General features: G+C 67.5%; 22 protein-coding genes. 2 read left to right on the top strand and 20 right to left on the bottom strand.

From position 1 onward, the window contains the following. Window positions 1–9: 9 nt before the first annotated feature. The 10 genes from purF to WG921_RS07285 form a co-directional block, all read right to left on the bottom strand. Entirely contained in the window at window positions 10–1500 is a 1491-nt protein-coding gene (purF, locus tag WG921_RS07330; RefSeq protein ID WP_340108565.1) for an amidophosphoribosyltransferase, read from the bottom strand. A gap of 72 nt (window positions 1501–1572) precedes the next feature. Further along, window positions 1573–2136, bottom strand: coding sequence for a CvpA family protein (locus WG921_RS07325; RefSeq protein WP_340108564.1), 564 nt, complete (start codon window positions 2134–2136; stop codon window positions 1573–1575). 22 nt (window positions 2137–2158) lie between these two features. Then, window positions 2159–3535: a DNA repair protein RadA gene (gene radA / locus WG921_RS07320; RefSeq protein ID WP_340108563.1), complete on the bottom strand. Its 1377-nt coding sequence runs from the start codon at window positions 3533–3535 to the stop codon at window positions 2159–2161. A 49-nt stretch (window positions 3536–3584) separates the two neighbouring features. Continuing rightward, the gene (locus WG921_RS07315; RefSeq protein ID WP_340108921.1) at window positions 3585–4070 is read right to left on the bottom strand and encodes a paraquat-inducible protein A; all 486 of its coding nucleotides are present in this window, start codon (window positions 4068–4070) and stop codon (window positions 3585–3587) included. Window positions 4071–4142: 72 nt separating this feature from the next. Beyond that, window positions 4143–4913, bottom strand: a complete 771-nt coding sequence (locus WG921_RS07310; RefSeq protein ID WP_340108562.1) for an ABC transporter ATP-binding protein — start codon at window positions 4911–4913, stop codon at window positions 4143–4145. Then, entirely contained in the window at window positions 4910–5695 is a 786-nt protein-coding gene (locus WG921_RS07305) for an MlaE family ABC transporter permease (protein ID WP_340108561.1), read from the bottom strand. The genes WG921_RS07310 and WG921_RS07305 overlap by 4 nt, the downstream gene beginning before the upstream one ends. 22 nt (window positions 5696–5717) lie before the next feature. Further along, a complete protein-coding gene (gene alr, locus WG921_RS07300) occupies window positions 5718–6791 on the bottom strand; it encodes an alanine racemase (protein WP_340108560.1) in 1074 nt (357 codons plus the stop codon). 1 nt (window position 6792) lies between these two features. Further along, window positions 6793–8268, bottom strand: a complete 1476-nt coding sequence (locus WG921_RS07295) for a replicative DNA helicase (RefSeq protein ID WP_340108559.1) — start codon at window positions 8266–8268, stop codon at window positions 6793–6795. A gap of 226 nt (window positions 8269–8494) precedes the next feature. Then, complete coding sequence (locus WG921_RS07290) at window positions 8495–9133, bottom strand: DsbA family oxidoreductase (protein ID WP_340108558.1); 639 nt, start codon at window positions 9131–9133, stop codon at window positions 8495–8497. Window positions 9134–9148: 15 nt separating this feature from the next. Continuing rightward, complete coding sequence (locus WG921_RS07285; protein WP_340108557.1) at window positions 9149–10687, bottom strand: acyl-CoA synthetase; 1539 nt, start codon at window positions 10685–10687, stop codon at window positions 9149–9151. A 73-nt stretch (window positions 10688–10760) separates the two neighbouring features. Here WG921_RS07285 and WG921_RS07280 point away from each other — a divergent pair, with 73 nt between their 5' ends. Next, window positions 10761–11393 (top strand): helix-turn-helix domain-containing protein, encoded by a 633-nt coding sequence (locus tag WG921_RS07280; RefSeq protein WP_340108556.1) that lies wholly within the window; start codon window positions 10761–10763, stop codon window positions 11391–11393. Between the two features lie 21 nt (window positions 11394–11414). Here WG921_RS07280 and WG921_RS07275 read toward each other — a convergent pair whose 3' ends face one another. Continuing rightward, window positions 11415–12209 (bottom strand): 3-hydroxybutyrate dehydrogenase, encoded by a 795-nt coding sequence (locus WG921_RS07275; RefSeq protein WP_340108555.1) that lies wholly within the window; start codon window positions 12207–12209, stop codon window positions 11415–11417. 337 nt (window positions 12210–12546) lie between these two features. On the opposite strand from WG921_RS07275, the gene WG921_RS07270 reads away from it, so the two are divergent. After that, on the top strand, window positions 12547–14250 hold the full coding sequence (locus WG921_RS07270) for an extracellular solute-binding protein (protein ID WP_340108554.1): 1704 nt from the start codon (window positions 12547–12549) through the stop codon (window positions 14248–14250). Window positions 14251–14271: 21 nt separating this feature from the next. On the opposite strand, the gene WG921_RS07265 is transcribed toward WG921_RS07270, so the two are convergent. From WG921_RS07265 to WG921_RS07225, 9 genes are all read right to left on the bottom strand, one after another. Next, window positions 14272–14988 carry a DUF502 domain-containing protein gene (locus WG921_RS07265; protein WP_340108553.1) on the bottom strand — a complete coding sequence of 239 codons (717 nt, stop codon included), beginning with the start codon at window positions 14986–14988 and terminating at the stop codon, window positions 14272–14274. A gap of 35 nt (window positions 14989–15023) precedes the next feature. After that, a complete protein-coding gene (locus WG921_RS07260; protein ID WP_340108552.1) occupies window positions 15024–15971 on the bottom strand; it encodes a 2-hydroxyacid dehydrogenase in 948 nt (315 codons plus the stop codon). Further along, complete coding sequence (gene rodA, locus WG921_RS07255) at window positions 15968–17113, bottom strand: rod shape-determining protein RodA (protein ID WP_340108551.1); 1146 nt, start codon at window positions 17111–17113, stop codon at window positions 15968–15970. The genes WG921_RS07260 and rodA overlap by 4 nt, the downstream gene beginning before the upstream one ends. Next, entirely contained in the window at window positions 17110–19068 is a 1959-nt protein-coding gene (gene mrdA / locus WG921_RS07250) for a penicillin-binding protein 2 (protein WP_340108550.1), read from the bottom strand. Before mrdA ends, rodA begins: the two co-directional genes overlap by 4 nt. Further along, the gene (locus tag WG921_RS07245) at window positions 19065–19613 is read right to left on the bottom strand and encodes a hypothetical protein (protein WP_340108549.1); all 549 of its coding nucleotides are present in this window, start codon (window positions 19611–19613) and stop codon (window positions 19065–19067) included. Before WG921_RS07245 ends, mrdA begins: the two co-directional genes overlap by 4 nt. A 2-nt stretch (window positions 19614–19615) precedes the next feature. Beyond that, on the bottom strand, window positions 19616–20533 hold the full coding sequence (gene mreC / locus WG921_RS07240) for a rod shape-determining protein MreC (RefSeq protein WP_340108548.1): 918 nt from the start codon (window positions 20531–20533) through the stop codon (window positions 19616–19618). A gap of 38 nt (window positions 20534–20571) precedes the next feature. After that, the gene (locus WG921_RS07235; protein WP_340108547.1) at window positions 20572–21612 is read right to left on the bottom strand and encodes a rod shape-determining protein; all 1041 of its coding nucleotides are present in this window, start codon (window positions 21610–21612) and stop codon (window positions 20572–20574) included. A 188-nt stretch (window positions 21613–21800) separates the two neighbouring features. Beyond that, on the bottom strand, window positions 21801–23372 hold the full coding sequence (locus tag WG921_RS07230; protein ID WP_340108546.1) for a 2-isopropylmalate synthase: 1572 nt from the start codon (window positions 23370–23372) through the stop codon (window positions 21801–21803). Between the two features lie 232 nt (window positions 23373–23604). Continuing rightward, window positions 23605–25044 (bottom strand): MORN repeat-containing protein, encoded by a 1440-nt coding sequence (locus tag WG921_RS07225; RefSeq protein ID WP_340108545.1) that lies wholly within the window; start codon window positions 25042–25044, stop codon window positions 23605–23607. Window positions 25045–25097: the final 53 nt, after the last annotated feature.

The raw sequence follows: 25097 nt of genomic DNA, 5'->3' as shown, positions 1-25097 counted from the left end.
GCTGAAATCTTACGCGCTTTCGGTGAGCTTCAAGGCGCCCTTCGCGATCATGTCGGACGGCGGGATCGGATAGTCGCCGGAGAAGCAGGCGTCGCAGAATTGCGGCCGTGCGGCGTTGCGCCCGTCCTTGTGGCCGCAGGCGCGATAGAGGCCGTCGAGACTGATGAACCGCAGGGAATCCACCTTGAGATGCTTCGCCATCTGCTCTTCGGTCATGTTGTGCGCGAGGAGCTTCGAGCGCTCCGGCGTGTCGACGCCGTAAAAGCATGACCATTTGTTCGGCGGCGACGCGATGCGGAAATGAACCGAGGCGGCGCCCGCGTCGAGCACCATGTCGCGGATCTTCCGGGACGTCGTGCCGCGCACGACGCTGTCGTCGACCAGCGCGATCCGCTTGCCCTCGATCAGCGCGCGGTTGACGTTCAGCTTCAGGCGCACGCCCATGTTCCGGATCTGGTCGCTCGGCTCGATGAACGTGCGGCCGACATATTGATTGCGGATGATCCCCATCGCGAAGGGGATGCCGCTTTCCTGACTGTAGCCGATCGCGGCCGGCGTCCCGCTGTCGGGAATTGGGCAGATATAATCCGCTTCGACAGGGGCTTCCTTCGCCAGCTCGACCCCGATCCGCCGCCGCGCCTCATAAACCGAGAGCCCGCCGATCATGCTGTCGGGGCGCGAGAAATAGACATATTCGAAGATGCAGAACTTTGACGGCGCGGGCGCGAACGGCCGCTCCGATGTCACGCCGTCGCTGGTGATGACGACCATCTCGCCCGGCTCGATGTCGCGAACGAATTCCGCGCCGACGATGTCCAGGGCGCAGGTCTCCGAGGACAGGACGTAAGCGTCGCCAACCTTGCCGAGAACCAGCGGCCGAAAGCCGAGCGGGTCGCGGACGCCGATCATTTTCGTGCGGGTCATGGCGATGAGCGAGAATGCGCCCTCGACGCGGCGGAGCGCGTCCTTCATGCGCTCCTTGATGTTGCGCTGAATTGAGCGCGCCATGAGATGGACGATGCATTCCGTGTCGGAGGATGACTGGAAGATCGAGCCGCGCTCGATCAGCTCCGCACGCAGCGACTCGGCGTTGGTCAGGTTGCCGTTATGGGCGACGGCGAAACCGCCGCGCGCGAATTCCGCATAGAGCGGTTGCACGTCGCGGAGCGCGGTCTGGCCTTTCGAGCCGGAGGTGGAGTAACGGACATGGCCGATCGCAAGCGGGCCGGGGAGCGTGCGCATGACATCGGCCCGCGTGAAGTTATCGCGCACATAGCCAAGCCGGCGAACCGAGTTGAACCGGCCCTCTTCAGGATCATACGCGACGATGCCGCCGGCCTCCTGCCCGCGGTGCTGCAGGGCGTGGAGGCCCAGAGCAACGAAATTCGCCGCGTCATGAGGCCCCAGGACACCGAAGATTCCGCATTCTTCATGCAGCTTGTCGTCATCTGGCCCGGCGTCGAATGGCGAGCGGAATTCAGGTGCGAATGATGCCGACATGGTGCGATCCTCGACTCGACCCCTCACGGGGGCGCTTATAGGCGGGTGGGCCGGGCGTGTCGACACGCGGCGTCAGGCTTCCTGGGCGACGCATGCGCCCATCAGATTGTCGATCCGGGTCTGCAGCCAATCCGGCACGGAGGTCGGCGCCCATGCCTGAACCGCGCGCGCCGCATCGGAGATCAGCGCGTGGCTGGCGGAATTCTCGATCACGGCCAGGCGCTCGGTGTCGGTGATGACGAGATTGTAGAGAAGATAGACGACCGCGACGAGAAGCACCCCGCGCGCCGCGCCGAACACAAACCCGAGACCGCGGTCCACGACCGCAAGCGGCGTCGCCTGCACCGCGGATGAGAGAACCGGAGTGAAGATCGACAGCACGATCAACGCGACGGCGAAAACGGCGATGAACCCGGCCAGCGCCGTCATCGTGCAGGACGAGCGGAGGAAATCGCCAAGATACGGGATCTCCAGCATCAGCGGCGCGGCGAGGGGCGCGAAATAGAATGCGATGAATGCGCTGGCCACCCAGCCGCCGATCGCCAGCGCCTCCCGCACCAGGCCCCGATTGAAGGCGAGCATGGCGGAGACGAGCACCACCAGCGCCACGACGGCGTCCGCGATTGTCAGCGCCATGCGTTCCTCGTCATCGTCATGGTCATGCCCCCTGCGCCGGCCCGATCAGATCCATCAACGCGTCCAGATCCGCCGTCTCCTCGACCTTCATGCCCGATTCGAGGTCGGGTTTCACCATAGAAGGCGCCCATGCGGTGGTGAAACCCAGCTTTTGCGCCTCTTTGAGGCGCGAAGGCGTCTGCGAGACGGCGCGCACGGCGCTGGAAAGCGAGATTTCGCCAAAGACCACGACCTCCGGCGCGATCGCGATATCGCGATGCGCGGAAAGAACGGCCGCCGCGACCGCGAGGTCGGCGGCCGGTTCGGTGATCCGCAGGCCGCCCGCGACATTGAGAAAGACGTCATTGCCGGCGAGAGAGACCCCGCAGCGCGCCTCCAGCACCGCGAGGATCATGGAGAGGCGCCCCGCGTCCCAGCCGATGACGGTTCGGCGCGGCGTCCCGAGCGGGGAGGACGCGACCAGAGCCTGAAACTCGACGAGGAGCGGGCGCGTTCCTTCCACCCCGGCGAACACCACCGAGCCCGGGGTCCGGTGATCGCGCCCGGCGAGAAAGAGCGCGGAGGGGTTGGCGACCTCGCGAAGGCCTCGGTCGGACATCTCGAAGACGCCGATTTCATCGGCGGCGCCGAACCGGTTCTTCACCGCGCGGAGGATGCGGAACTGATGCCCGCGTTCGCCTTCGAAATAAAGCACCGTATCGACCATGTGTTCGACCACGCGCGGCCCCGCGATCTGCCCATCCTTGGTCACATGGCCGACAAGGACGACGGAGACGCCGCGCCGCTTGGCGAAACTGGTCAGCTCATGCGCGACGGCGCGGACCTGACTGACCGAGCCTGGCGCGCTTTCGACATTGTCGGCCCACATCGTCTGAATCGAATCGATGATCGCGAGCGCCGGGCGCTCCGCCTCCAGCGTCGTCAGCACATCGCGCAGATTGGTGGCGGCGGCCAGCAGGACCGGCGCTTCGGCGAGGCCGAGCCGCGCGGCGCGCATGCGAATCTGCGTGAGCGCCTCCTCGCCGGAGAAGTAGATCGCCTTCTGGCCGGTGAGGCTCAGCGCGGCGGCGACCTGAAGGAGAATCGTGGATTTGCCGATCCCCGGATCGCCGCCGACAAGGATGGCGGAGGCGGGCGCGAGGCCGCCGCCGAGAACCCGGTCGAATTCGGCGATTCCGGTGAGCGCGCGGGGCGGCTCCGGCTCCTCGCCGGTGAGGGCGTGAAGCGGGATCGCGCGCCCCTTCGACGGGCCAAGGGTTTTCGAGGCGGGGCCGGCGGCGGAGAGGCCGGCTTCTTCATGCACCGAATTCCACGCGCCGCAATCGCCGCAGCGCCCGGCCCATTTCTTGTGCTGGGCGCCGCAGGCGGAGCAGACGAAAAGAGTCGCGTTCCGAGCCATGGTCGGGGTTTGGCTCATGACGGCGGGCGGGGCAAGCCCGGTTCATGGCTCATCGTCCCCGGCTTCGCCCCGCCGCGAGAGCGAGGCCGAAGGAGGCGAGCACCAGCCCGGTGAAGAACCAGAGCCCCCACGCCGTCTCGACATGGCCGACGCCGACGCCTTTCACGACGACGATGTAGAGCGCGAGAAGGAACACGTCCGTCATGGAAAGCTTGCCCATGAACACCAGGACGCCGCTCCACCCAGCCCCGCTGAGCGCGCCGAACTGAACCAGCGCCAGCAGGATCGTCTTCAGATAAGGCGCGCCGATGGCGAAGAGGGCCACAAGAACGGCGAGCGCGGGATCCGAGCGCCAGAGGTCGCGGACGCCGCCGAGGATCGTGAGCTCGGTTCCGGAGAAAAACGGCAGGATCCGCGCCCGGGCGAGGGGCGCCGCCCAGGCGATGGGATAGAGGACGAGAAGCGCGAGATTGAACGCCTTCAAAACCGTCTCGGTCGCGGCGCTCACCGAGATTTCTCGCGCGATCAGGTTCATTTTCACGATGCGCGCGCCTCCTGCCGCCTCCATGGGAGATATGGGCGCGCGAGGCGGGGCGGGGAAGCCGCCCTAGCGGATCGCCTCGATCGGGCCGGTCTCGCGGCCATGGATGAACTGGTCGAGATACGGGTTGCCGCTGTTCTCGATCCGGTCCACCGGACCCTCCCATTGCACCACTCCATCATGGATCATCGCCACCCGGTCGGCGATTTCCACGACGGAGCGCATGTCATGGGTGATCGTGATCGCCGTCGCGCCGATCTCGGCCACGAGGGAGCGGATCAGCTTGTTGATGACGGAGGCCATGATGGGATCGAGCCCCGCGGTCGGCTCGTCGAAGAAAATGATCTCCGGGTCCGCGGCGATCGCGCGGGCGAGCCCGACGCGCTTCTGCATGCCGCCTGAAAGTTCGGCCGGATAAAGATCCGCCGTTTCGGGCTTCAGGCCGACCCGGCGCAATTTCTCGATGGCGATGGCGCGGGCCTCCGCGGTCGGGCGCTTTTGCCGGCCCTGAAGAAGGCGGAAGGCGACATTTCTCCAGACCGGCATCGAATCGAACAGCGCGCCGCCCTGAAAGAGCATGCCGAAACGCTCCAGCAGCGCCTCGCGCTTGGAGCCGCTCGCTCCGAGGATGGAGACGCCGTCGAGAAGGATGTCGCCTGAATCGGGCTCGATCAGGCCGATGATGGTCTTGATCGTCACCGATTTTCCGGTGCCGGAGCCGCCGATGATGACGAGGCTGCCGCCCTTCGCGACGCCAAGATCGACGCCCCGAAGAACCTTGTTGGAGCCGAACGCCTTGGCGACGTTTTTCATCTCGATTTTCAGAGGTGCGCTCATTTGGTGAAAAACGCTTCATTGAGCGCGTAGTTGGAGGCGAGGATCAGGATCGACGCGGAGACGACGGCGTTGGTCGTGGCGCGCCCGACGCCGAGCGCGCCGCGGCCGGAGAAATAGCCCTGATAGCAGCCCATCAGCGCGATGATGAACCCGAAAACCGCCGCCTTCACCAGGCCGGAGGAGACGTCGCCGAGGGTGAGAAAATCCCACGTGGTGCGCACATAGCTCGCCGGATTGAAGCCGAGCCGTGCGACGCCGACGGCGAATCCGCCCATCACGCCGATCACGTCGCTGATGAGGGCGAGCGCCGGCAGCGTCAACGTCGCCGCGAGGATCCGGGGGGCCACGAGATATTTGAACGGGTTGGTCGAGAGCGTGGTGAGCGCGTCGATCTGCTCGGTCACGCGCATCGTGCCGATCTCGGCCGCGATCGAGGCCGAGACGCGCCCGGCGACGATGAGGCCGCCGAGCACGGGGCCGAGCTCCCGGACCATGCCGATGGCGACGATGGACGGCACCACCGATTCCGCGTTGAAACGCGCGCCGCCGATATAAATCTGGAACGCCAGCGCGGCGCCGGTGAAAAAGGCGGTCATGCCGACGACGGGAAGAGAGAAATAGCCGACCCTGAGAATCTGCTTGCCGATCTCGGCAGGGTACCATGGCGGCTGAAACACATGGAGGACGGATCGCGCCGCGAACAGGACGAGAGAGCCTGTCGCGGCGCAGAGGCCCAATGTCGCCGCGCCGATGGCGGCGAGAAAACCTTGAATGAGGGTCATGTGGTCTTGGCCTCTCGCTCGATCACGCGTCTCTGTAGCGCCGTTCAAATCGCGAGCCAAGGCTGGTGAGGATTTCATAGCCGATGGTGCCGGCGGCGTCCGCGAGATCGTCGATGGTCTGATCCGGCCCGAGCAGCGTCACCAGCGCGCCTTCCTTGGCGTCCGCGCAGCCGGTGACGTCCAGCGTGACGAGGTCCATCGAGACGCGGCCGACGGAGCGGAGCGGGGTCCGGCCAAGATGGGCGGCGAACCCGGCGCCGAGGCAGCGGAGGAACCCATCCGCGTAGCCGAGCGCAAGGGTCGCGACGCGCCGCGCCGTCTCCGCCTTGTAGGTCGCGCCGTAGCCGACGATCTCCCCCGGGGCGACATCGCGAACCTGGATGATCGGCGCCTCCAGCATGACGACGGGCCGCGCGCCCCTGAACGGCAACCCGCCGTAAAGGCCGATGCCGGGGCGGGTCAGGTCATGGTGGTACGCCGGGCCGAGAAGCACGCCGCCGGTCGCGGCGAGACTTTTCGGCGCGGCGGCGAGCGCCGGATGGGAGGCGAGCGCGAGGAAGGCCGCATTCTGCGCGCCGTTCAAACCCTCCGCAGGTTCGTCCGCGCAGGCGAGATGGCTCATCACCAGAGCCACGTCGAGCCCCTTCAACGCGTCAGGCGCCGCGAGAGCGTCGGACAGCTCGGGCGCTTCAAAGCCGAGCCGGTTCATGCCGCTGTCCACCTGAAATCCGACCTCGAGCGGCGCGCCGCCGGCCGCGGCCATGTCGCGCGCGCGGGCGAGCTGCGCCGGCGCGTTGAGCAGGGGGATGAGCCGGGCGTCCCGGATCAGCGGCTCATCTCCGGGCATGAGGCCGGAGAAGACGAAGATGCGCGGCCGGGCGCCGAGGGCGGCCCGCAGCGCCGCGCCTTCCTCCGCGAGGGCGACGAAGAAGGTTTTCGCCCCCGCCGCCGCCAGCGCGGGCGCGACGCGCGCCGCGCCGAGCCCATAGCCGTCCGCCTTCACGACCGCGCCGGTCTCGCAGGCGCTCATCGCGTCCAGCGCGCGCCAGTTCGCGGCGATCGCGCCGAGGTCTATCGTCAGTCTCGCGGACGCCATATCACCGAAAATCCTTGTGGTCGCCGCCGAAACGCTCAGGCTTCGCGAGATTGGAGAACCGGGTGAACTCGCCTTCGAACTTCATCTCGACCGTGCCGATCGGCCCGTGCCGCTGCTTGCCGATGATGGCCTCGGCCTTGTTGAACAGCCGCTCGCCTTTCGCCATCCACTCGGGGTAGGCCGGATCCTCCTCCGGCGGCTTCATGCGCTCGTGGTAGTATTGCTCGCGGAAGACGAACATCACCACGTCGGCGTCCTGCTCGATGGAGCCGGACTCGCGAAGATCGGAAAGCTGGGGCCTCTTGTCTTCGCGGTTCTCGACCTGGCGCGAAAGCTGGGAGAGGGCGATCACCGGAATGTTCAGCTCTTTGGCGATGGCTTTCAGGCCCTGCGTGATCTCCGAGACCTCATTCACCCGGTTTTCCTTCGCGGAGGCCGCGCGCGCGAGTTGGAGGTAGTCGATAAAGAGCACGTCCAGCCCTGATTTCCGCTTCAGGCGGCGGGCGCGGGCGGCGAGGGTGGAGATCGGGAGCGCGGGCGTATCGTCGATATAGAGCGGGATATTGCCGAGCAGGCGCGACGCCTCGACCACGCGGCGGAACTCCTCCTCCTCCATCTCGCCGCGGCGAAGCTTTTCCGAGGGGACCTCGGCCTGCTCCGAAAGGATGCGGGTCGCAAGTTGCTCCGCGCTCATCTCGAGGCTGAAAAAGCCGACGATTCCACCGTCGATCGTGCCTTCCGTCCCGTCCGGGCGCTGGCCTCTCTTGTAGGCCTTGGCGATGTTGAAGGCGATGTTGGTGGCGAGCGCGGTTTTCCCCATCGAGGGCCGCCCGGCGAGGATGATCAGATCGGAGGGGTGAAATCCGCCCAGCAGCCGGTCCATGTCGGCCAGCCCGGTCGAGATTCCGGCGAGCCCGCCTTCGCGGTGATAGGCGGCGTTGGCGACGTCCACCGCCTCGTTCACCGCCTTCAGAAAGGTGCTGAAGCCCCCTTCGTATTTGCCCTTTTCCCCGAGGAGATAAAGCTGCTGTTCGGCGCTCTCGATCTGGTCGGAGGGGGAGCTGTCGATATCCATCGCCGCCGCTTTCGCGGAGATTTCTTCGCCGATCATGATGAGATCGCGCCGGAGCGCGAGGTCATGGATCACGCGGGCGTAGTCTCGGGCGTTGAACAGCGAAATGGCGGCGCCCGCGAGCCGGGCGAGATAGGCGGGGCCGCCGAGCTCCGCCATTCCCGGGTCGTTGTCGAAAAACGGCTTCAGCGTGACCGGGGTCGCGAGCGCGTTCTGCTCGATCCGGCGCATCGCGGTCTCGTAGATCCGGGCGTGCAGCGGGTCGTAGAAATGCCGGGGTTCGAGAATCGACGACACCCGCTCATACACCTCGTTGTTCACGAGAAGAGCGCCGAGAAGCGCCTGTTCCGCCTCGATATTGTGGGGGGCCTCCTGGACCTTCAGCCCGTCTGATCCGTCCGCCATCATCTGCTCCTTGTTGGCCGCGGACATTAGGCGGATGGACGGATTCGGCCAAGATGTATGTGGCGGAATCCGGGGCGCCGCGGGATGGCGAGAGTGCGTTATCGCATGCGATAAGGGGGTTAACCCATTGAGATATATAGAATACCCAAAAAACGGACATTTTCGGCGGCGGGAAACCGCGCCGAGTCCGGCCGCCGAGAGGGAAGGCGGGGGCGCCGGCCCGCCGTCACCCCGCGGCGGGCGCGCCGGTCAGCTCGTCCAGCACCCGCTCCCACAATTCGGGAGGCTGCGCGCCGGAGACGACATGCTTGCCGGCGACGACGAATGTCGGCACGCTGTTGACCCCGATCTCGCGCACCGTCGCCTCCTCGGTCTGGAGCGCTTCGCGGTCGGCGTCGCGGTCGAAAAGCTCCTTCACCACGGCGCGCTCCATGCCGACGCTTTCCGCGATGTCGAGCAGGAGATCCCGGTCGCCGATATCCTCGCCCCGTTCGAAATAGCTGGCGAAGAGCCGCTCGACGAGCGGGGTCTGCGCGCCGGAGGTCCGGGCCCAGCGAATCAGGCGGTGCGCGTCGAAGGTGTTCGGCGTGCGCTTGATGAGGTCGAAGCGAAGCTCGAGGCCGGCGGCCTTCGCGTGCTCCTCGATCCGGGCGTAGGATTTCTTCGCCCCGTCAGGCCCGAATTTCTGCTCCAGATAGGCCCGCCGGTCCATGCCGGCGGCGGGCATGTCGGGGTTCAGCTGGAACGGGCGCCAGTGGATGTCGAAAGGCTGCACGCCCCGGGATTCGACCGCGCGGTCGAAATGCGTCTTGCCGATATAGCACCAGGGGCAGACCGGATCGGAAATGATGTCGAGTGTTATCATGATCTGTTCATAAGCCTATTCTGCGGTTTTGTAACCATGTTGCGCGACCAGATCCTTCCGCCTGAGCTTGCCGTTCGGATTTCGGGGCAGCGCGGCGACGATACGGACGATCTTCGGCCGCTTGTAGTCGGCGAGCGTCGCGTCGGCGTGGGCGCGGAGGGTCTCTTCGTCCGGCTCGCCCTCCACCGTCAGGAACGCGGCGATGAGCGAAAGATCCGCGCGAACCGGCAGCGCCACCGCCGCCGCGCCGGTGACCGCGGGATGGGAGAGGAACGCGGCCTCCACCTCCTCCGGCGCGACGCGGTAGCCGAGCGCGTTCATCTGATCGTCGGCCCGGCCCTGAAACGCGATGTAGCCGTCCTCGTCCATGAGGCCGATATCGCCGCTGACGAACCACGCGCCGCGCATCGCGGCGGCGGTCTCCGCCTCGCGCCGCCAATAGCCGAGCATCAGGCCGGGGTCCGACCGATGCGCGGCGATCAGGCCCGGCGCGCCAAGCGGGACGGGGGAGGCGGCGCCCTCCAACGGCAGGATCGCGACGCGCCGGCCCGGCTGCGGCCTGCCGGCGAAGCCCGCGCGCGGCGGCGCGTCGGGCGAGCTGGAGATATAGGTGGAGATCTCCGTCATCCCCAGGGCCTCGTAGATCGGCTTCCCGGCGCGCTGGAGCCATTCATCCCGGGTGGGCGCGGGCAGCGTCTCCCCGGCGGAGAGGGCGTGGCGAAGCGCCGAAAAGCCGGAAAGATCCGCGCCTGACTTGAGGAGTTGGCGGTAAACGCCGGGCGCCGCTGCGAAAATGCTTGCGTCATGCGCCTTGGCGAGGGCCGGCCAGACGCCCGGATCGCGCGGCCCCGCGTAGATCAGCGTGGAGGCGCCGGCGGCCCATGGGTCCATCAGCCCCGCGCCGAGCGTATAGGTCCAGTTGAAGGCGCCGGCGTGGAACATCACGTCGTCGGGCCCGAGCCCATACCAGCCGCGCCACATCATGCGCCGCGCCCAGGCCGCGCGATGCGCATGCGCGACGCCCTTCGGCCGGCCGGAGGAGCCGGAGGTGTAGACGATATAGGCGAGATCGTCGGCGCCGGTGTCGGCGAAGGCCGCCTCCGGCCCGTCGATGTCCGCCGGCGTCCGGATGGGGGCGGGGGCGCCGGCGAGATCCAGGCCTTCGGAGGCCACGATCAGGCGCGCCTCGGTCTCGTCGGCGATATAGCGGACCTCCTCCGCGCTGAGGAGCGTCGAGGTGGGAACCGGAACCGCGCCGAGCGCGGCCGCGCCGAGGAAGAAAACCGGAAAATCGCTGGAATGTCCGATCCGGAGCAACACCCGCTCGCCCTGGCGGACGCCCTCGGCCGCGAGCCCGCCGGCGGCGCGAAGAACGCGGGTTCTGAGATCGGCGTAGGTCAGGCGTTCGGGCGCGGGGTCGGCGGCGGCGCGCGCCACGGTCAGCGCGGTCTTGGCCGCGGGGCCGGCCGCCAGCGTATGCGCCGCGAGATTGAAGCGGGAGGGAGGGGGCGGCGGCGGTCCGAGATCGCACTCGCTGAGCGTCAAGGACGGCATCGGCGCGCTGCTCGCATATCGAACCCTCATGGCGTATCTATTGAAGAAGCCGGACGACGGGGAGGATGAACCGATGAGCGATGGAGAGCAATCCCGGGAAGCCGTGTCGATGCTGCGCCTGGCGGCGAATGACGGGACGGGGCCGCGCGTCGCGCCTCTCAAGCTGGGGGAGCGGGCGCGCGCCATTCGGCTCGCCCGGAACTGGACGCTGGAGGAGGCGGCGCAGCGCGCCGGCCTCGCGCGCTCCACGCTTTCCAAGATCGAAAACGAGCAGATGTCTCCGACATTCGACGCGGTTCAGAAACTGGCCCGCGGCCTGGATATCGACGTGCCGCAGCTGTTTCGGCCGGCGGCGGTCGACAAGGTCTCCGGCCGCCGTTCGATCACCTTCAAGGGGGAGGGGCGCGCTCACCCGACGGCGACATATGAGCATGAGCTGCTGGCGACGGAAATCAGCCGCAAGCGGATGCTGCCCTACAAGGCGACGGTGCATGCGCGGGATTTCAACGAGTTCGACAATTGGGTTCGCCATCAGGGCGAGGAGTTCCTGCTGGTGTTGACGGGCTCGGTCACGCTCTTCACAGAGTTCTACGAGCCCGTCGACATGCAGGTCGGCGACAGCGCCTATTATGACGGATCGATGGGGCACTGCGTCGTCTCGACGAGCCCGGAGGATGCGGTGATCCTCTGGGTCACGTCGATGTGATCGGGGAGCCGATCGGGAATGTCAGAGCGCGGTCCAACCGCCGTCGACCGAAATCGTCGTGCCGGTGATCTGGTCGGCGTCGGCGGAGCAGAGGAACGCGACCGTGCCGCCCATCTGCTCCACGGTGGCGAAGGCCTTGGAGGGCTGGCGCGCCAGCATCACGTCGCGAATCACCGTCTCGCGGTCCTTCCCGTACTCCTTCATCGTGTCCGGGATCTGCGCCTCGACCAGCGGCGTCAGCACATAGCCGGGGCAGACCGCGTTGGCGGTGATCGGCTCCTCCGCCGTCTCCAGCGCCGTGACCTTGGTCAGGCCGACGACGCCGTGCTTCGCGGCGACATAGGCGGATTTGAACGGCGAGGCGGTGAGGCCATGCGCGGAGGCGATGTTGACGATCCGGCCCCAGCCGCGCGCGCGCATCAGAGGCAGCGCCGCCGCGGTGGTGTGAAACGCCGAAGAGAGGTTGATCGCGATGATCCGGTCCCATTGCGCGGTGGGAAATTCGGCGATCGGCGCGACGTGCTGGATCCCGGCGTTGTTGACCAGAATATCAAGGCCGCCGAACGCCTTGGCGACCGTGTCCACCACCTTGCGGCATGCGTCGGCATCCGACATGTCCGCCTGAAAATAGCGGACGTCGGCGCCGGTCTCGGCCGCGATCTTCGCCGCGAGGTCGTGATCCTCGCTGGCGTCGGTGTATGAATTCAGCCCGACGGAGGCGCCCCGCGCGGCCAGGGTTCTGGCGATGCCGAGGCCGATCCCGGAATTGGAGCCGGTGATGAATGCTGTCTTGCCGGAAAGCGGATGATCGGACATGTGAGCGCCTTGATGAGGGTTGAAGTTGCGGTGCAACATAGGCCCGAAACGCGCCGAATAGAAGCCGGGCCGGAAGGCCGCCGCCGGCGCGCCATAAAAAAAGCGCCCTCGCGAGCGAGGGCGCCAGTACATTGAGGCAGGTTTCATACAGGCAAGAAACCTATCGAGCAGTGAGGTTAAGATGAGGGTATGCGCGCCAAATAGCAAGGCCAAAAATGGCCATGCCGGCAGGGTTCGACAAATTTCACTCTTCGGAAAACTGTTTGCTTTCGCGGCGCTGTCCATCTTTCTTGCGCCTGCGGATTCACTTGCGGCGCAGCCGGGAGCTGGGCTCGCGATGTATGGCGAGCCGGAATTGCCATCGGATTTCATCCACTTGCCATACGTCAATCCGGCGGCGCCGAAGGGCGGCGCGATCCGCTTCGGCGAAGTCGGCGGTTTCGACAATGTTAACCCTTTCATCGTGAAAGGTGTGGCGCCGTGGCAACTGCGGTTTCTGACATTCGAGTCGCTTCTGGGGCGAAACTGGGACGAGGCCTTTTCGCTCTACCCTCTGCTGGCGGAGCAGGCGGCCATCGCGGATGATCGCTCATGGGTCGAATTCCGGCTGAACCCGGCGGCCCGGTTCGCGGACGGCGCGCCGGTCACCGTGGACGACGTGGTCTTCTCGATGGAGACGCTGGCGGCCGACGGGCGGCCGAATTTCCGCAACACCTGGGCGAATGTCGAACGGGTGGAGCGGGTGGGCGAGCTGGGGGTGCGGTTCCACTTCCGGACGCCGGAGCGCGAGGCGCCGTTGATTCTGGCGCTGCATCCGATCCTCCAGAAGGCGGACGCCGCGCCGAGGGCGTTTCGCGAGACGACCCTGTCGCCGCTGGTCGGCAGCGGCCCCTATGTCGTGGACGCGTTCGAGCCGGGGCGGCGGATCTCCTTCCGGCGGAATCCGGACTATTGGGCGCGCGACCTTCCGCTGATGCGCGGGCAGGCGAATTTCGACGCGGTCGTCATCGAGTATTTCCGCGACGCCAACGCGGTCTGGGAGGCGTTCAAGGCCGGCGCGATCGACGTCTACCGCGATGGCGACCCGGCGCGCTGGCGGCGCGGATACGACTTTCCGAGAGCCTTGTCCGGCGAGGTCGTCCAGTCGGAGATCGAAAACGGGCGCCCGTCAGGCATGAAGGGGTTCGTGTTCAACACGCGCCGGGCGCTCTTCGCCGATATCCGGGTGCGCGAGGCGCTGACGCTCGCGTTCGATTTCGAATGGATCCAGCGGACGATGCTGGCGGGCGCCTATACGCGCATCTCCAGCTATTTCGGGGCGTCTCCGCTGGCGTATTCCGGCGCCGCCGAGGGGCGCGAGCGCGAGATCCTGGCGCCCCACGCGGACGCCTTGCCGCCGGGCGCGCTCGACGCGGCGGTGACGCAGCCGCGATCGGATGGCGACGGGCGCAACCGGCGCAATCTCACGCGGGCGGCGGCGCTTCTGGAGGAGGCGGGATGGCGCATGGTCGACGGCCGCCTGCAGGATGAGGCGGGCAGGCCCTTCGCGTTCGAGATCCTGCTCGGGAGGAGCGCCGACGAGCAGGTCGCCGGCGTTTACGCGGAGGCGCTGAAGAAGCTGGGGATCGCGGCCTCCGTGCGGCTGGTCGACTCGGCGCAGTATCAGGCGCGGCGCACGGAGTATGATTTCGACATGATGGTGAACGCCTGGGCGCTCTCCTTGTCGCCAGGGGTCGAGCAGCGCTTCTACTGGGGCGAGAGCGGCGTGGAGACGCCGGGCACGCGCAACTACATGGGCGTCGCCAATCCGGCGGTGGAGGCGGCGCTGGCCGCGCTGATGGCGGCGAACGACAAGGAGGGGTTCGTCGCCGCGGTTCACGCGCTCGACCGGGCGTTGACGGCGGGGCGCTATGTGATCCCGTTCTGGTATGCGCCGACGAGCTGGATCGCGCATGACGCGCGGCTTCGCCGGCCGGCGGTCACGCCGCTTTACGGCGACTGGATCGGCTATCTGCCGGATGTGTGGTGGCGAGAGCCATGACCGCCGCCGGCGAGGGCGGCGTCAGGCGGCGGGCTCGGAGCGCCGCGCCGCGACCCCGGCCTTGATCTCCGCCTTCGTGGGGGGGACGACGAGCCCGGCGGAGATGACCAGTTTCGCGGCCTCCTCCACGCTCATGTCGAGGAGGACGACATCGGAGCGCGGCGCAAAGAGAAGAAAGCCCGAGGTCGGGTTCGGCGTGGTCGGCAGGAATATGCTCAGCATCTCCGGCTCGCCGGTGCGGCCCGGGATCTCGCCTTTCGTCGTCGTCGAGACGAAAGCGATGGCCCAGAGCCCCTTGCGCGGATACTCGACCAGACAGGCGTTCTTGAACGAGGTCTGCGACTGACTGAGGATCGTCTCGGCGATCTGCTTCAATGCGTTGTAGATCGAGCGGATCACCGGCATCCGCGAGACCCAGCTCTCGCCCATCCGCACGATCTGCCGGCCGAAGAAATTCTTCGTCAGCCAGCCGACGATGGTGGTGAACACGAGAAAGACGATGACGCCGAATCCGGGAACGTCGGAGCCGAGATAGGTTCCGGGATTGTAGGCGCCCGGCACCCACGGCACGATCCACCGGTCGATGACGGTGATCACGGTCCAGGCGAGATAGATGGTCAGCGCGACCGGGCCGACCAGCACGATTCCGGCCAGGAAGTTGCCGCGCAGCCGCTGCAGCAACGTCCGGCGCGGCGGTTTGATGATGACGCGTCGTTTCGCGCGCGGCTGCTTCGCCATGGTGCCCCGTGCCCTCTTCAAGGATCGCCTGTTATCTAGTAGCCGGCGGCGCGGTCGACAACATTCAGCAGCGGCTCGCCCCGAACCATTCGTCCGATCTGCTCGACGACGACGCGCGCGGCGTCTCTCGGGCGGGTTTCGGCGGCGATATGCGGGGTGACGGTGACCTGCGGATTGCGCCAGTAGGGATGCCCCTCCGGCAGCGGCTCCGTCTCGAAAACGTCAAGCGTCGCGTGGCTGATCTGGCCGGATTCGAGCGCGGCGAGAAGCGCCTCGTCGTCGATCAGCGGCCCGCGGCCGGGATTGATGACGACGGCGCCGCGCGGCGCCAGCGCCAGCGTCCGCTGGTTGAGAATTCCGCGCGTCTCGGCGGTGTCGGGCAGGATCGTCACGATGATTTCGGACCGGGCGAGAATGTCGTCGAGCCCCGCCGGGCCATGAAAGCAGGTCACGCCTTCGATCGATCTGGGCGTCCGGCTCCAGCCGGCGACATCGAAGCGGAGCCGCGCCAGCATCCGGGCCGCGTCCGCGCCGAGCGCGCCGAGCCCCAGCACGCCGACCTTCCGGTCGCGGGCGAGGGGCGGGCCTTGCGGCTTCCAGACGCCGGCGAGGCTGTTCCGGACATCCCGGTCGACGCCGAGATGGTGGCGCAGGACATGCCCGGCGATATATTCGGTCATCCCTTCGGTCAGCCCCGGCTCGACCATGCGGCAAAGCGTCGGCCCCTCGGGCAGCGTCGGGTTGGCGAGAAGCGCCTCGACGCCGGCCCACATGCTCTGGATCACCTTCAGGTTCCGGTAGGGCGTCAGATCCTGAACGCCCCTCACCGGGTTTATGACCAGCATGTCGATCTTCTCGGTCGGCGCGGCGGCCGGATCGAGATGGAGTGTGAACGGAACGCCCAGCTCCGAACGGAAATGCGCGAGGCGGGGCGCCCAGGATTCGACCTGATCGGGTCGGGTGGAAAGCAGAACATGAGTCAATTGCGGCCGCTCCGGTGTATGTGCGCGCTCTGTATCAGTCCGAACGCGAAAAGAAGCACCAGCATAGCCGAGCCGCCGTAAGAGACCAATGGCAGCGGCACGCCGACGACCGGCATCAGCCCGACCACCATCGCGATATTGACCGCGAAGAAAAGAAAGAAGGTCATCGCCAGCCCCCCGGTGAGCAGCGCGCCGAAGCGGCCCCGGTTCGCGGCCATCGACGCGAAACAGAACACCATGATCAGCAGATACAGCGCGATGAGCGAGGCCGCGCCGACGAAACCGAACTCCTCCGCCAGGGTGGTGAAGATGAAGTCGGTGTGATTTTCGGGCAGAAAGTTGAGCCGGCTCTGCGTGCCCTCCATGAAGCCTCTGCCGGAGAGGCCGCCGGAGCCGAGCGCGATGGTGGATTGCGTGATGTGATAGCCCGCGCCCAGAGGGTCCTGGGACGGATCGAGGAACACCGCGATCCGGCGGAACTGATAATCCTCCAGAATCTGCCATTCCGTCCCCTGGGACATCATGACCAGCGCGACGGCGCCCAGCGCCGCGACGAGCCCGGCGGCGAAATACCAGAGCGAGACGCCGGCGAGGAACATCACCGAGACGCCGCCCATGATCAGCAGGATCGCGGTGCCGAGATCGGGCTGGCGCAACACCATGCCGACCGGGACGAGGATCAGAAGCGCCGGCGGGATCAGCCAGAACGGGCGCGACGCCTTCTCCGGCGGCAGCCATGCGTAATAGGCGGCGAGGGCGAGAACGACGGCGACCTTCATCACCTCCGACGGTTGCAGACGAACGGCGCCGAGGTCGATCCAGCGCTGCGCGCCCATCCCGGTGACGCCGACGATCTCCACCGCCGCCAGAAGCGCCAGAGAGACGCCGTATATGGCCGGCGCCGCCGCGCGCCAGAAGCGTAGATCGATCATGGCGACGACCAGCATCATGGCGAAGCCGACGGCGAAGCGGATCATCTGCGGGCGCGCCCAGGGCGTGAGCGCGCCGTTCGCGACCGAGAACAGCATGAGGAAGCCGACCATGGCGACCGCGATGACGAGAAGCGCGAGCCCCCAGTGGAACCGGAGCGTCTTCGCCCAGAGGCCGAGCCGCTCCGCGCGGCGTCTCTCGCCGAAAGTCACGCCCGGCTCCGCGGCGCGCCGACGGTGTCGTCGGGGGGCGGGCGCCGCTCCTCGCGGCGGCGCTGGATCATGTCGCGCTGCTCGGGCGGGTAGGCGCGGAGCGGCGCCTCTCCGCCGTATAGCGCCCGCAGCATCACGTCGCGCGCGATCGGCGCCGCGACGGTGGAGCCGCCGCCGCCATGCTCCACGATGACGGAGACCGCGTAGCGCGGCCGGTCATAGGGGGCGAACGCGACGAAAAGCGCGTGATCGCGCCGCTCCCAGGGCAGGTCCTCGTTGCGGGTCACGCCGCGGGCGCGCTCGGCCGTGGTGATCCGGCGCACCTGGCTGGTGCCGGTCTTGCCCGCCATCGCCATCGTCGCCTCCGCGATCCGGTTGCGATAGGCGGTGCCGCTGCGCTCGTTCGAGACGGCGAACATGCCGTCGCGAATCAGGCGCAGATGCGCCGCCGAAACGCCGAGCGGCGGCGCCTCGGCGACGGGCGCCGGCGCCCCGTTGATGGTGCGGATCAGGCGCGGCGCCACTTGCCCGCCGTCGCCGGCGATCCGCGCCGCCATGGTCGCGAGCTGGAGCGGGCTCGCCAATATGTAGCCCTGACCGATGCCGGCGTTGAGCGTGTCGCCGCCCTGCCAGCTCTCTCCCTGGGTCGCCAGCTTCCAGGCCTTGGTCGGGGTGAGGCCGCTTCGCACCGCGGTGATCGGCAGATCCGGCTGGACGCCGATCCCGAACCGGTTGGCCATCTCCGAGATCCTGTCGATGCCGACCCGGCGCGCGGTCTCGTAGAAATACACGTCGCATGAGAATTTCAGCGCGTCGCGCAGCGCGACATGGCCATGCCCACCGCGCCGCCAGCAGTGAAAATACCTGTCGCCGAGCTTGTATCGGCCATTGCAGAACACGCTCTCCTTCGGGTCGATGACGCCGGCTTCGAGCGCGGCGAGCGCGACCATCATCTTGAAGGTGGAGCCGGGCGGATACTGGCCGGAGACGGTCTTGTTCGCCAACGGCCTGTGGTCGTTCTCCAGCAGAGCGCTCCATTCCTGCTGGCTGATGCCGACGACGAACTTGTTCGGGTCGAACCCCGGCGAAGAGGCGAGGGCGAGAATATCGCCGGTCTCGATCTCGATCAGCACCGTCGCGGCGCTTTCCTCTCCCATCCGCTCCAGCGCGTAGCGTTGCAGGTCGAGATCGATGGTGAGCCCGAGATCGGCGCCGGGAACGCCTTCGGTGCGGTCGATCTCCCGGATGACCCTCCCGTAAGCGTTCACCTCGATCCGGCTCGCGCCGGCGGCGCCGCGCAGGGTCTTCTCCTTGACGCGTTCGACGCCGGTCTTGCCGATATGGAAATCCGGGATCTGGAACAGCGGGTCGTCCGCGTCGTCGCGGTCCTGATCGGCTTCGGAGAAACGCGCGACATATCCGATGACGTGGGCGAGCGCCTCCTTCTCGGGATAGTGCCGGGTGAGGCCGACCTCGGGCGCGACCCCGGCGAGGGCGGGGGCGTTGACGTTGATCCGCGCGAACGCGGCCCAGTCGAGATTTTCGGCGATGGTCACCGGCACGAACGCGCTTTTCGAGCGGATCTCGCGCAATGCGCGGCTGCGCTGGTGCGGGGGGATGTCGACGATGCGCGCGAGCTCGTCGAGCGCCGCCTCCACGTCGCCGGCCTGCTCGCGGATCATCACCACGCGGTAATTCTGCTTGTTGACCGCGAGCGGGCGGCCCTTCCTGTCGGTGATGTCGCCGCGGGCCGGCGGGATCAGCCGGATGTTGATCCGGTTCTCCTCCGCCATCATCCGGTATTCGGCGGCGGCGTCGATCTGGAGCGATTTCAGGCGCCAGAGCAAGCCGCCCGCGACCAGCGTCTGCGCGCCGAGCAGGAGCGCGCCCCGGCGCGTCAGGCGGGGCGGGGCGCCGGGGCGCCGGGCGTCGCGGCGGAAGGTGAACCGCTTCATCTTCCGCGCCCCGCGCGATCGGAGAGCTTCAGGTTCTCCTCGGTTTCCGGCCGGATGCGAAAGATGTGGCGGAAGATGAGCGCGACGCCGAAATAGGCCGCGAAGGTGGCGAGCGCGCCGATCCCGAGCACCTCGAGCGGCGGCGAGGGCGTCAGCGCCAGAAGCAGCAGCGCGAGCTGCGCGGCCGTCATCGCGACGATCGCGAAGGCGACGGCGCCCGCCTCGGCGACGAACGAGCGGATCAGCCGGTCGCGGCGAAAGCGAAGAAACTCGACGCCGCCCCAAAGCGCGAGCGCGCCAAGCCCGACGGGGCCGCCGCTGGCGAGATCGCGCGCGAGGCCGAGGATCAGGATCAGCGCCGCCGGCGTCGCGCGCGGCCGCCGGATCGCGAGAAACGCCGCCACGCAGAACAGAAGATCGGGCGTGGGCGCGGCGGAGGCGCGCGCGTCGACCGGGGTCAGGCTGATCAGGATCGCGAGCCAGCCGAAGCTGATCAGCACGGCCATGTTCGCGAGAATCAGCGGACGGGACGCGCGCTCGGCCATGTCTATTCCTCCGCCGCGCCGAGCGCCGGGGCGGGATCCGGCGCGGCGGGGGGGGAGAACGGCTCGATCAGCCCGCCGGGCGTGTCTATCCGGGTGGAGGGGCGGTAGAGCAGGATGCGGACGAACTCCAGACGTTCGTAATCGGCGCTGATCTGCACGCGGGCGCCGTAATCGCCGACGACGGCGACGAGGCCGACCGGCAGATCCGGCGGGAACACGCCGCCATCGCCCGATGTGGTCACGCGGTCGCCCGGCGCGACATCGGTCATGGCGTCGAGAAAGTTCAGGCGCGGCGCGTCCGAATTTTCACCGGTCAGGATCGCGCGGCGCCCGGAGGGCAGAACCTTGACCGGGATCCGGCTGTTGAAGTCGGTCAACAGGAGAACCCGCGACGCCCGCTCGCCGACGCCGACGACGCGCCCGACCAGCCCGCCTCCGTCGACCGCCGCCGCGCCGTCGAGAACGCCGTCCGCGGCGCCGATATTGAGGAGCGCGGACTGCGCGAACGGGCTGCCGCTGTCGGCGATCACCTCGCCGGCGACGAAACCGATCCGGGGGGCGAGCCGCAGATTGTTCAACGCGCGGAGCTGCGCGTTCTCGCGCTCCAGCTGCTGCGCCGTTTCGCGCCAGGCGCGCAGACGCTGGATCTCATGGCGCAGCGCCTTGTTCTGCTTGTAGACCCGGGTGAAGTTCTCGAAATCCCGCGCCATGTCGACCATGGCGCCGAGCGGGTTCGCGGTCAGCTCGACCGACGGCGTCGCCCAGTCGACCAGCGCCATGCGCAGCCGCTCGATGCGCGGGCTGTCGGCGCGCCAGAGGATGAAAAGCGCGATCATCAGGAAAACCAGCGCAACGACGACGCCGCGGCGCAGGAGCCGCCCGAACTCCGTGCCGATATCGCCGCGCTCACGGCTCGCCATGGTTGCTGCTCCTTTCCGCGCCGCTCGGGCGCGGTCGTCTAGACGCTGTCGCGCAGAACATGCCGCAATGCGGTCCGGTGCTCCAGCGCCTTGCCGGTGCCGAGCGCGACGCAGTTGAGACATTCTTCCGCGACCGTGACCGCAAGGCCGGTCTGCTCGCGCAGCGCGCGGTCGAGATCGCCGAGAAGGGCGCCGCCCCCGGTCAGCATGACGCCGCGATCGACGATGTCCGCGGCGAGGTCGGGCGGGGTCGCCTCGAGCGCGACCATCACCGCCTCGACGATCTGCTGGACCGGGTCCTGAAGCGCGGCGGCGATCTGGGCCTGGGTGATCTCGATCTCCTTCGGTACGCCGTTCAGAAGGTCGCGCCCGCGAATCTCCATCGACTTGCCGCGCCCGTCATCGGGCATGCGCGCGGTGCCGATCGCCTTCTTGATGCGCTCGGCCGTCGCCTCGCCGATCAGCAGGTTCTGCTGCCGGCGGAGATAGGAGATGATCGCTTCGTCGATCTTGTCGCCGCCGATGCGGACCGAGCTCGCATAGACGATATCGCCAAGCGAGAGCACCGCGACCTCCGTGGTTCCGCCGCCGACATCGACGACCATGGAGCCGGTCGGCTCGCCGAAGGGCATGCCGGCGCCGATCGCGGCGGCCACCGGCTCGGGGATCAGCGACGCCTTGCGGGCGCCGGCGGAGAGCACGCTTTCGAGAATCGCCCGCTCCTCCACCGCCGTCGCGCCGTAGGGCACGCAGACGATCACCTGCGGCGCGGTGAAGAAGCCGCGCCGCTGCACCTTGCGGATGAAATGCTTGATCATGGTCTCGGCCACGTCGAAATCGGCGATGACGCCGTCGCGCATCGGCCGGATCGCCTGGATCGAGCCGGGCGTGCGGCCCAACATGAGCTTGGCGTCCTCGCCGACGGCGAGCACCTCCCGCTTTCCGTCCTTCACATGATAGGCGACGACCGAGGGCTCGTTCAGCACGATTCCCTTGCCCTTCACATAAACAAGGGTGTTTGCCGTGCCGAGATCTATGGCCATGTCCGAGGAGAACATGCCGAATAAGCCGTTGAACATCAGTAATCGCCTTTTCGCCCGAAGGCCGGTTCGCCGTATCGACGTGCTTATAAGTTGAGTGCGCGGCGAGGAAAAGGGCTAGCGGCTTTCACAGGATCCCTACGTTATCCGCCGAAGATTAGCAGAACTTCAACGCAGCCAGCGGCCCGGAAGCCCGGGCGGGGCCGAGGACCGGCCCCGCCGCCGATTCAGCTTGCGATTGAGATGGTCTCGTTCGGCGCGCTTTTGCCCCGCCGGAGCAGGAGACGATTCAGCGCGACCACATAGGCCCGCGCGGACGCGACGATGGTGTCCCCATCCGCCGCCTGACCGGTGACGAGCTTGTCGCCCTCCCCAAGCCTCACGGAGACGGTGGCCTGGGCGTCGGTGCCGTCGGTCACGGCGTGAACCTGATAGAGCTTCAGCACGGCCGTATGCGGGACCAGTTGGCTGATCGCGTTGAACACGGCGTCCACCGGGCCGTTGCCGGTCGCGGTCACGCTCTTGTCGACGCCGTCGATGGTCAGCGTCAGATCGGCCGATTGCGGCCCGTCGGTGCCGCAGACCACGCGCAGCGCCTTGACGCGGATCCGGTCGTTCGCCGCGGAGGTCCGCTCATCGTCGATCAGCGCGACGATGTCCTCGTCGTAGACGTCCTTCTTCGAATCGGCCAGCAGCTTGAAGCGGACGAACGCCTCCTGAAACGCGTTGTCGCCGAGTTCGATGCCGAGATCCTTCAGCTTGGCTCGGAACGCGGCGCGGCCCGAATGCTTGCCCATCACCAGCGCGTTGGTGGTGAGGCCGATGTCTTCGGGCTTCATGATCTCGAAGGTTTCGGCGTTCTTCAGGACGCCGTCCTGATGGATCCCCGATTCGTGCGCGAAGGCGTTCTTGCCGACGATCGCCTTGTTGAACTGCACGGGAAAGCCCGCGGCGGTGGCGACCATGCGCGATGCGCTCATGATCTTCGTCGCGTCGACGCCGGTGTGGAACGGCATGATGTCGCGCCGCACCTTCAGCGCCATGACGACCTCTTCGAGGGCGGTGTTGCCCGCCCGCTCGCCGATGCCGTTGATCGTGCATTCGATCTGGCGGGCGCCGGCCGCCACCGCCGCCAGCGCGTTCGCCGTCGCCATGCCGAGGTCGTTGTGGCAATGCGTGGCGATCACGCATTTGTCGAGCCCGGGCGTGTTGGCCAGCAGATCGCGGATGATCTCGGCCGATTCGTTCGGCGCGGTGTAGCCGACCGTGTCGGGAATGTTGATCGTCGTCGCGCCGGCCGCGATCGCGGCCTTCACGGTTTCGATCAGATAATCGCGCTCGGTCCGGGTCGCGTCCATCGGCGACCATTGCACGTCCTCGCAGAGCGAGCGGGCGTGGCCGACCGTCTCCTCGATCTTGCGGAGCACCTGGTCCCGGTCCATCGCCAACTGATGCTGCCGGTGCAGCGGCGACGTGCCGATGAAGGTGTGGATGCGCGGCTTTTTCGCATGTTCGAGCGCGGCCCAGGCCCGGTCGATATCCCCCTTCGCGGCGCGGGCGAGCCCGCAGACCACGGCGCGCTCCGCGACCTTGGCGATCTCGCTGACCGCTTCGAAGTCGCCTTCCGAGGCGATGGGGAATCCGGCCTCGATGATGTCGACGCCCATCTCGTCGAGGATCCGCGCGATGGCGAGCTTCTCGCTCAGCGTCATCGTCGCGCCCGGCGACTGCTCGCCGTCACGCAGGGTGGTGTCGAAAATGAAGACGCGCTCGGCGTCGGCTCTTGTGTCCTGGGTCATAAAACTCGCTCAGCTTTTCCGGGTGTCTTGCGGCGCGTGGTCAAATCCCCCAGACGCGCGCGCCGCGATCCCGGCGCGCCTAGGGGCGGCTAAGGAGAAGGAGCGCGCGCGGCGCGCCCATAAGGGCGGCCGGAATAACGACGTCGATGTGCGCGGCGATCTTCATGGGTCCGTTATACGCGCTGGAGCGCGCCGCGCAACGCATATTCTTCGTCTTCGCGGCGGCGGGGCGTCAATCGGCCGGGGCCGGGGCGGGCTTCTCCGCGCCGCGCTGGCCGTCGACCCATTCGCCCTCGTAGACCGCGCCGTTGGCGAAGGTCATCGCCCCCGCGCCGTGGCGGCGGTTGTCCTTGAAGACGCCCTTGTAGACGTCGCCGTTCGGATAGGTCGCGACGCCGGGGCCCTCCATCCGGTCGTCGACCCACTGGCCGTCATAGCTGAACCCGTCGGTCTGGGTGAATTTTCCGGCGCCCATGCGCCGCCCCCCGACGAATTCGCCTTCGTAGACGCCGCCGTCCGGAAACCGGGCGACGCCGATTCCGTGCGGGCGCCCGTCGGCCCATTCGCCTTCGTATTCATAGCCGTCCGGATAGGTGATCGCGCCCTTGCCGCTGATCTCTCCGGCCTTGAACTCGCCCTTGTAGACGGCGCCGGTGGCGTAATGGAATTCACCCACCCCCTCGATCCGGCCGTCGACCCATCCGCCCTCGTAGACGCCGCCGTCCGGCGTGGTCATCTTGCCGACGCCGGAGATCGCGTTGTTGACGAAAGCGCCTTCGAGCACCCGCCCGTCGGCGAGCCGGGCGACGCCGTTTCCTTCGAACCGGCCGTCGACCCAATCGCCTTCGTAGACGTCGCCGTTGGCGGCGGTCAGGGTTCCGGATCCGTGGCGTTTGCCGGCCTTGAAGGCGCCCTTGTAGACATCGCCGTTCGCATAGGTCGCCTCGCCTTCGCCCTCGCGCTCCCCATCGACGAAATAGCCGACATAGACGTCGCCGTTGGCGTAGGTCGCCTCGCCCTTCCCGGAGATCTGGCCGTCCCGCCATTCGCCGGAATAGACGAAGCCGTCGGGCATCCTGATCTCGCCGACGCCCTCGCGGACGCCGGCCTTGAACGCGCCCTTGTAGGCCGAGCCGTCCGAATAGGCGACCGAGCCCTCGCCATCGGGCGAGCCGTCCGTCCACTGGCCCTCGTAGCGATACCCGTTCGGCCGGGTCATCACGCCCCGGCCGTCATGAGCGGAGTTCTTGAATTCGCCTTCGTAGCGCGCGCCGTCGGCGTAGACCGCGACGCCGGTTCCCTGGATCACGCCGCCGATCCACTCTCCGTCATAGGAGCCGCCGTCGGCGTAGACGATCTTGCCTTTCCCGTGCGGCGCGCCGTCCTTGAATTCGCCCTCGTAGACGGAGCCGTTTTCATATTTCACCCGGCCCTGGCCCTCGATCCGCCCGTCGACCCACTCGCCTTCGTATTCATAGCCGCCGGGCAGCGTGAACGAGCCGTGCCCATGCTGCTTGCCGTCCTTGAACTCGCCCTCGTAAACGCCGCCGCTGTCGTATTTCTTCACCGCGACGTTCGCGTCCTGCGCCGCGACGGAGAGTGGGACGAGCGCGAGCGCCGCCGCGGCCGCCATTCGCGCCCCGCAGGCCGCCAACCGGAATGATCCGCGCATGTTTTCAGCTCCCGCCGTTCCTCGAATTATCGCGCCGAGATTAGGGGGATGGG

Source organism: Paludibacillus litoralis, assembly GCF_037646705.1.
In the GTDB taxonomy this organism is placed as follows: domain Bacteria; phylum Pseudomonadota; class Alphaproteobacteria; order Rhodobacterales; family Rhodobacteraceae; genus Pikeienuella; species Pikeienuella litoralis.
The sequence above is the reverse complement of the archived record's forward strand: the minus strand, read 5'-3'. Positions and strand labels throughout refer to the sequence as shown.

Bases quoted from the DNA above. Each gene is read 5' to 3' on its own strand.
- radA (WP_340108563.1), bottom strand. From the start codon at position 3,535: ATGGCTCGGAACGCGACTCTTTTCGTCTGCTCCGCCTGCGGCGCCCAG.
- alr (WP_340108560.1), bottom strand. From the start codon at position 6,791: ATGGCGTCCGCGAGACTGACGATAGACCTCGGCGCGATCGCCGCGAAC.
- WG921_RS07295 (WP_340108559.1), bottom strand. From the start codon at position 8,268: ATGGCGGACGGATCAGACGGGCTGAAGGTCCAGGAGGCCCCCCACAAT.
- WG921_RS07235 (WP_340108547.1), bottom strand. From the start codon at position 21,612: ATGTTCAACGGCTTATTCGGCATGTTCTCCTCGGACATGGCCATAGAT.
- WG921_RS07265 (WP_340108553.1), bottom strand. From the start codon at position 14,988: ATGGCGAAGCAGCCGCGCGCGAAACGACGCGTCATCATCAAACCGCCG.
- WG921_RS07275 (WP_340108555.1), bottom strand. From the start codon at position 12,209: ATGTCCGATCATCCGCTTTCCGGCAAGACAGCATTCATCACCGGCTCC.
- mrdA (WP_340108550.1), bottom strand. From the start codon at position 19,068: ATGAAGCGGTTCACCTTCCGCCGCGACGCCCGGCGCCCCGGCGCCCCG.
- WG921_RS07325 (WP_340108564.1), bottom strand. From the start codon at position 2,136: ATGGCGCTGACAATCGCGGACGCCGTCGTGGCGCTGGTGGTGCTCGTC.
- WG921_RS07285 (WP_340108557.1), bottom strand. From the start codon at position 10,687: ATGCCGTCCTTGACGCTCAGCGAGTGCGATCTCGGACCGCCGCCGCCC.
- WG921_RS07245 (WP_340108549.1), bottom strand. From the start codon at position 19,613: ATGGCCGAGCGCGCGTCCCGTCCGCTGATTCTCGCGAACATGGCCGTG.
- WG921_RS07270 (WP_340108554.1), top strand. From the start codon at position 12,547: ATGTATGGCGAGCCGGAATTGCCATCGGATTTCATCCACTTGCCATAC.
- WG921_RS07225 (WP_340108545.1), bottom strand. From the start codon at position 25,044: ATGCGCGGATCATTCCGGTTGGCGGCCTGCGGGGCGCGAATGGCGGCC.
- purF (WP_340108565.1), bottom strand. From the start codon at position 1,500: ATGTCGGCATCATTCGCACCTGAATTCCGCTCGCCATTCGACGCCGGG.
- mreC (WP_340108548.1), bottom strand. From the start codon at position 20,533: ATGGCGAGCCGTGAGCGCGGCGATATCGGCACGGAGTTCGGGCGGCTC.
- WG921_RS07280 (WP_340108556.1), top strand. From the start codon at position 10,761: ATGAGCGATGGAGAGCAATCCCGGGAAGCCGTGTCGATGCTGCGCCTG.
- WG921_RS07290 (WP_340108558.1), bottom strand. From the start codon at position 9,133: ATGATAACACTCGACATCATTTCCGATCCGGTCTGCCCCTGGTGCTAT.
- WG921_RS07315 (WP_340108921.1), bottom strand. From the start codon at position 4,070: ATGAACCTGATCGCGCGAGAAATCTCGGTGAGCGCCGCGACCGAGACG.
- WG921_RS07310 (WP_340108562.1), bottom strand. From the start codon at position 4,913: ATGAGCGCACCTCTGAAAATCGAGATGAAAAACGTCGCCAAGGCGTTC.
- WG921_RS07305 (WP_340108561.1), bottom strand. From the start codon at position 5,695: ATGACCCTCATTCAAGGTTTTCTCGCCGCCATCGGCGCGGCGACATTG.
- WG921_RS07230 (WP_340108546.1), bottom strand. From the start codon at position 23,372: ATGACCCAGGACACAAGAGCCGACGCCGAGCGCGTCTTCATTTTCGAC.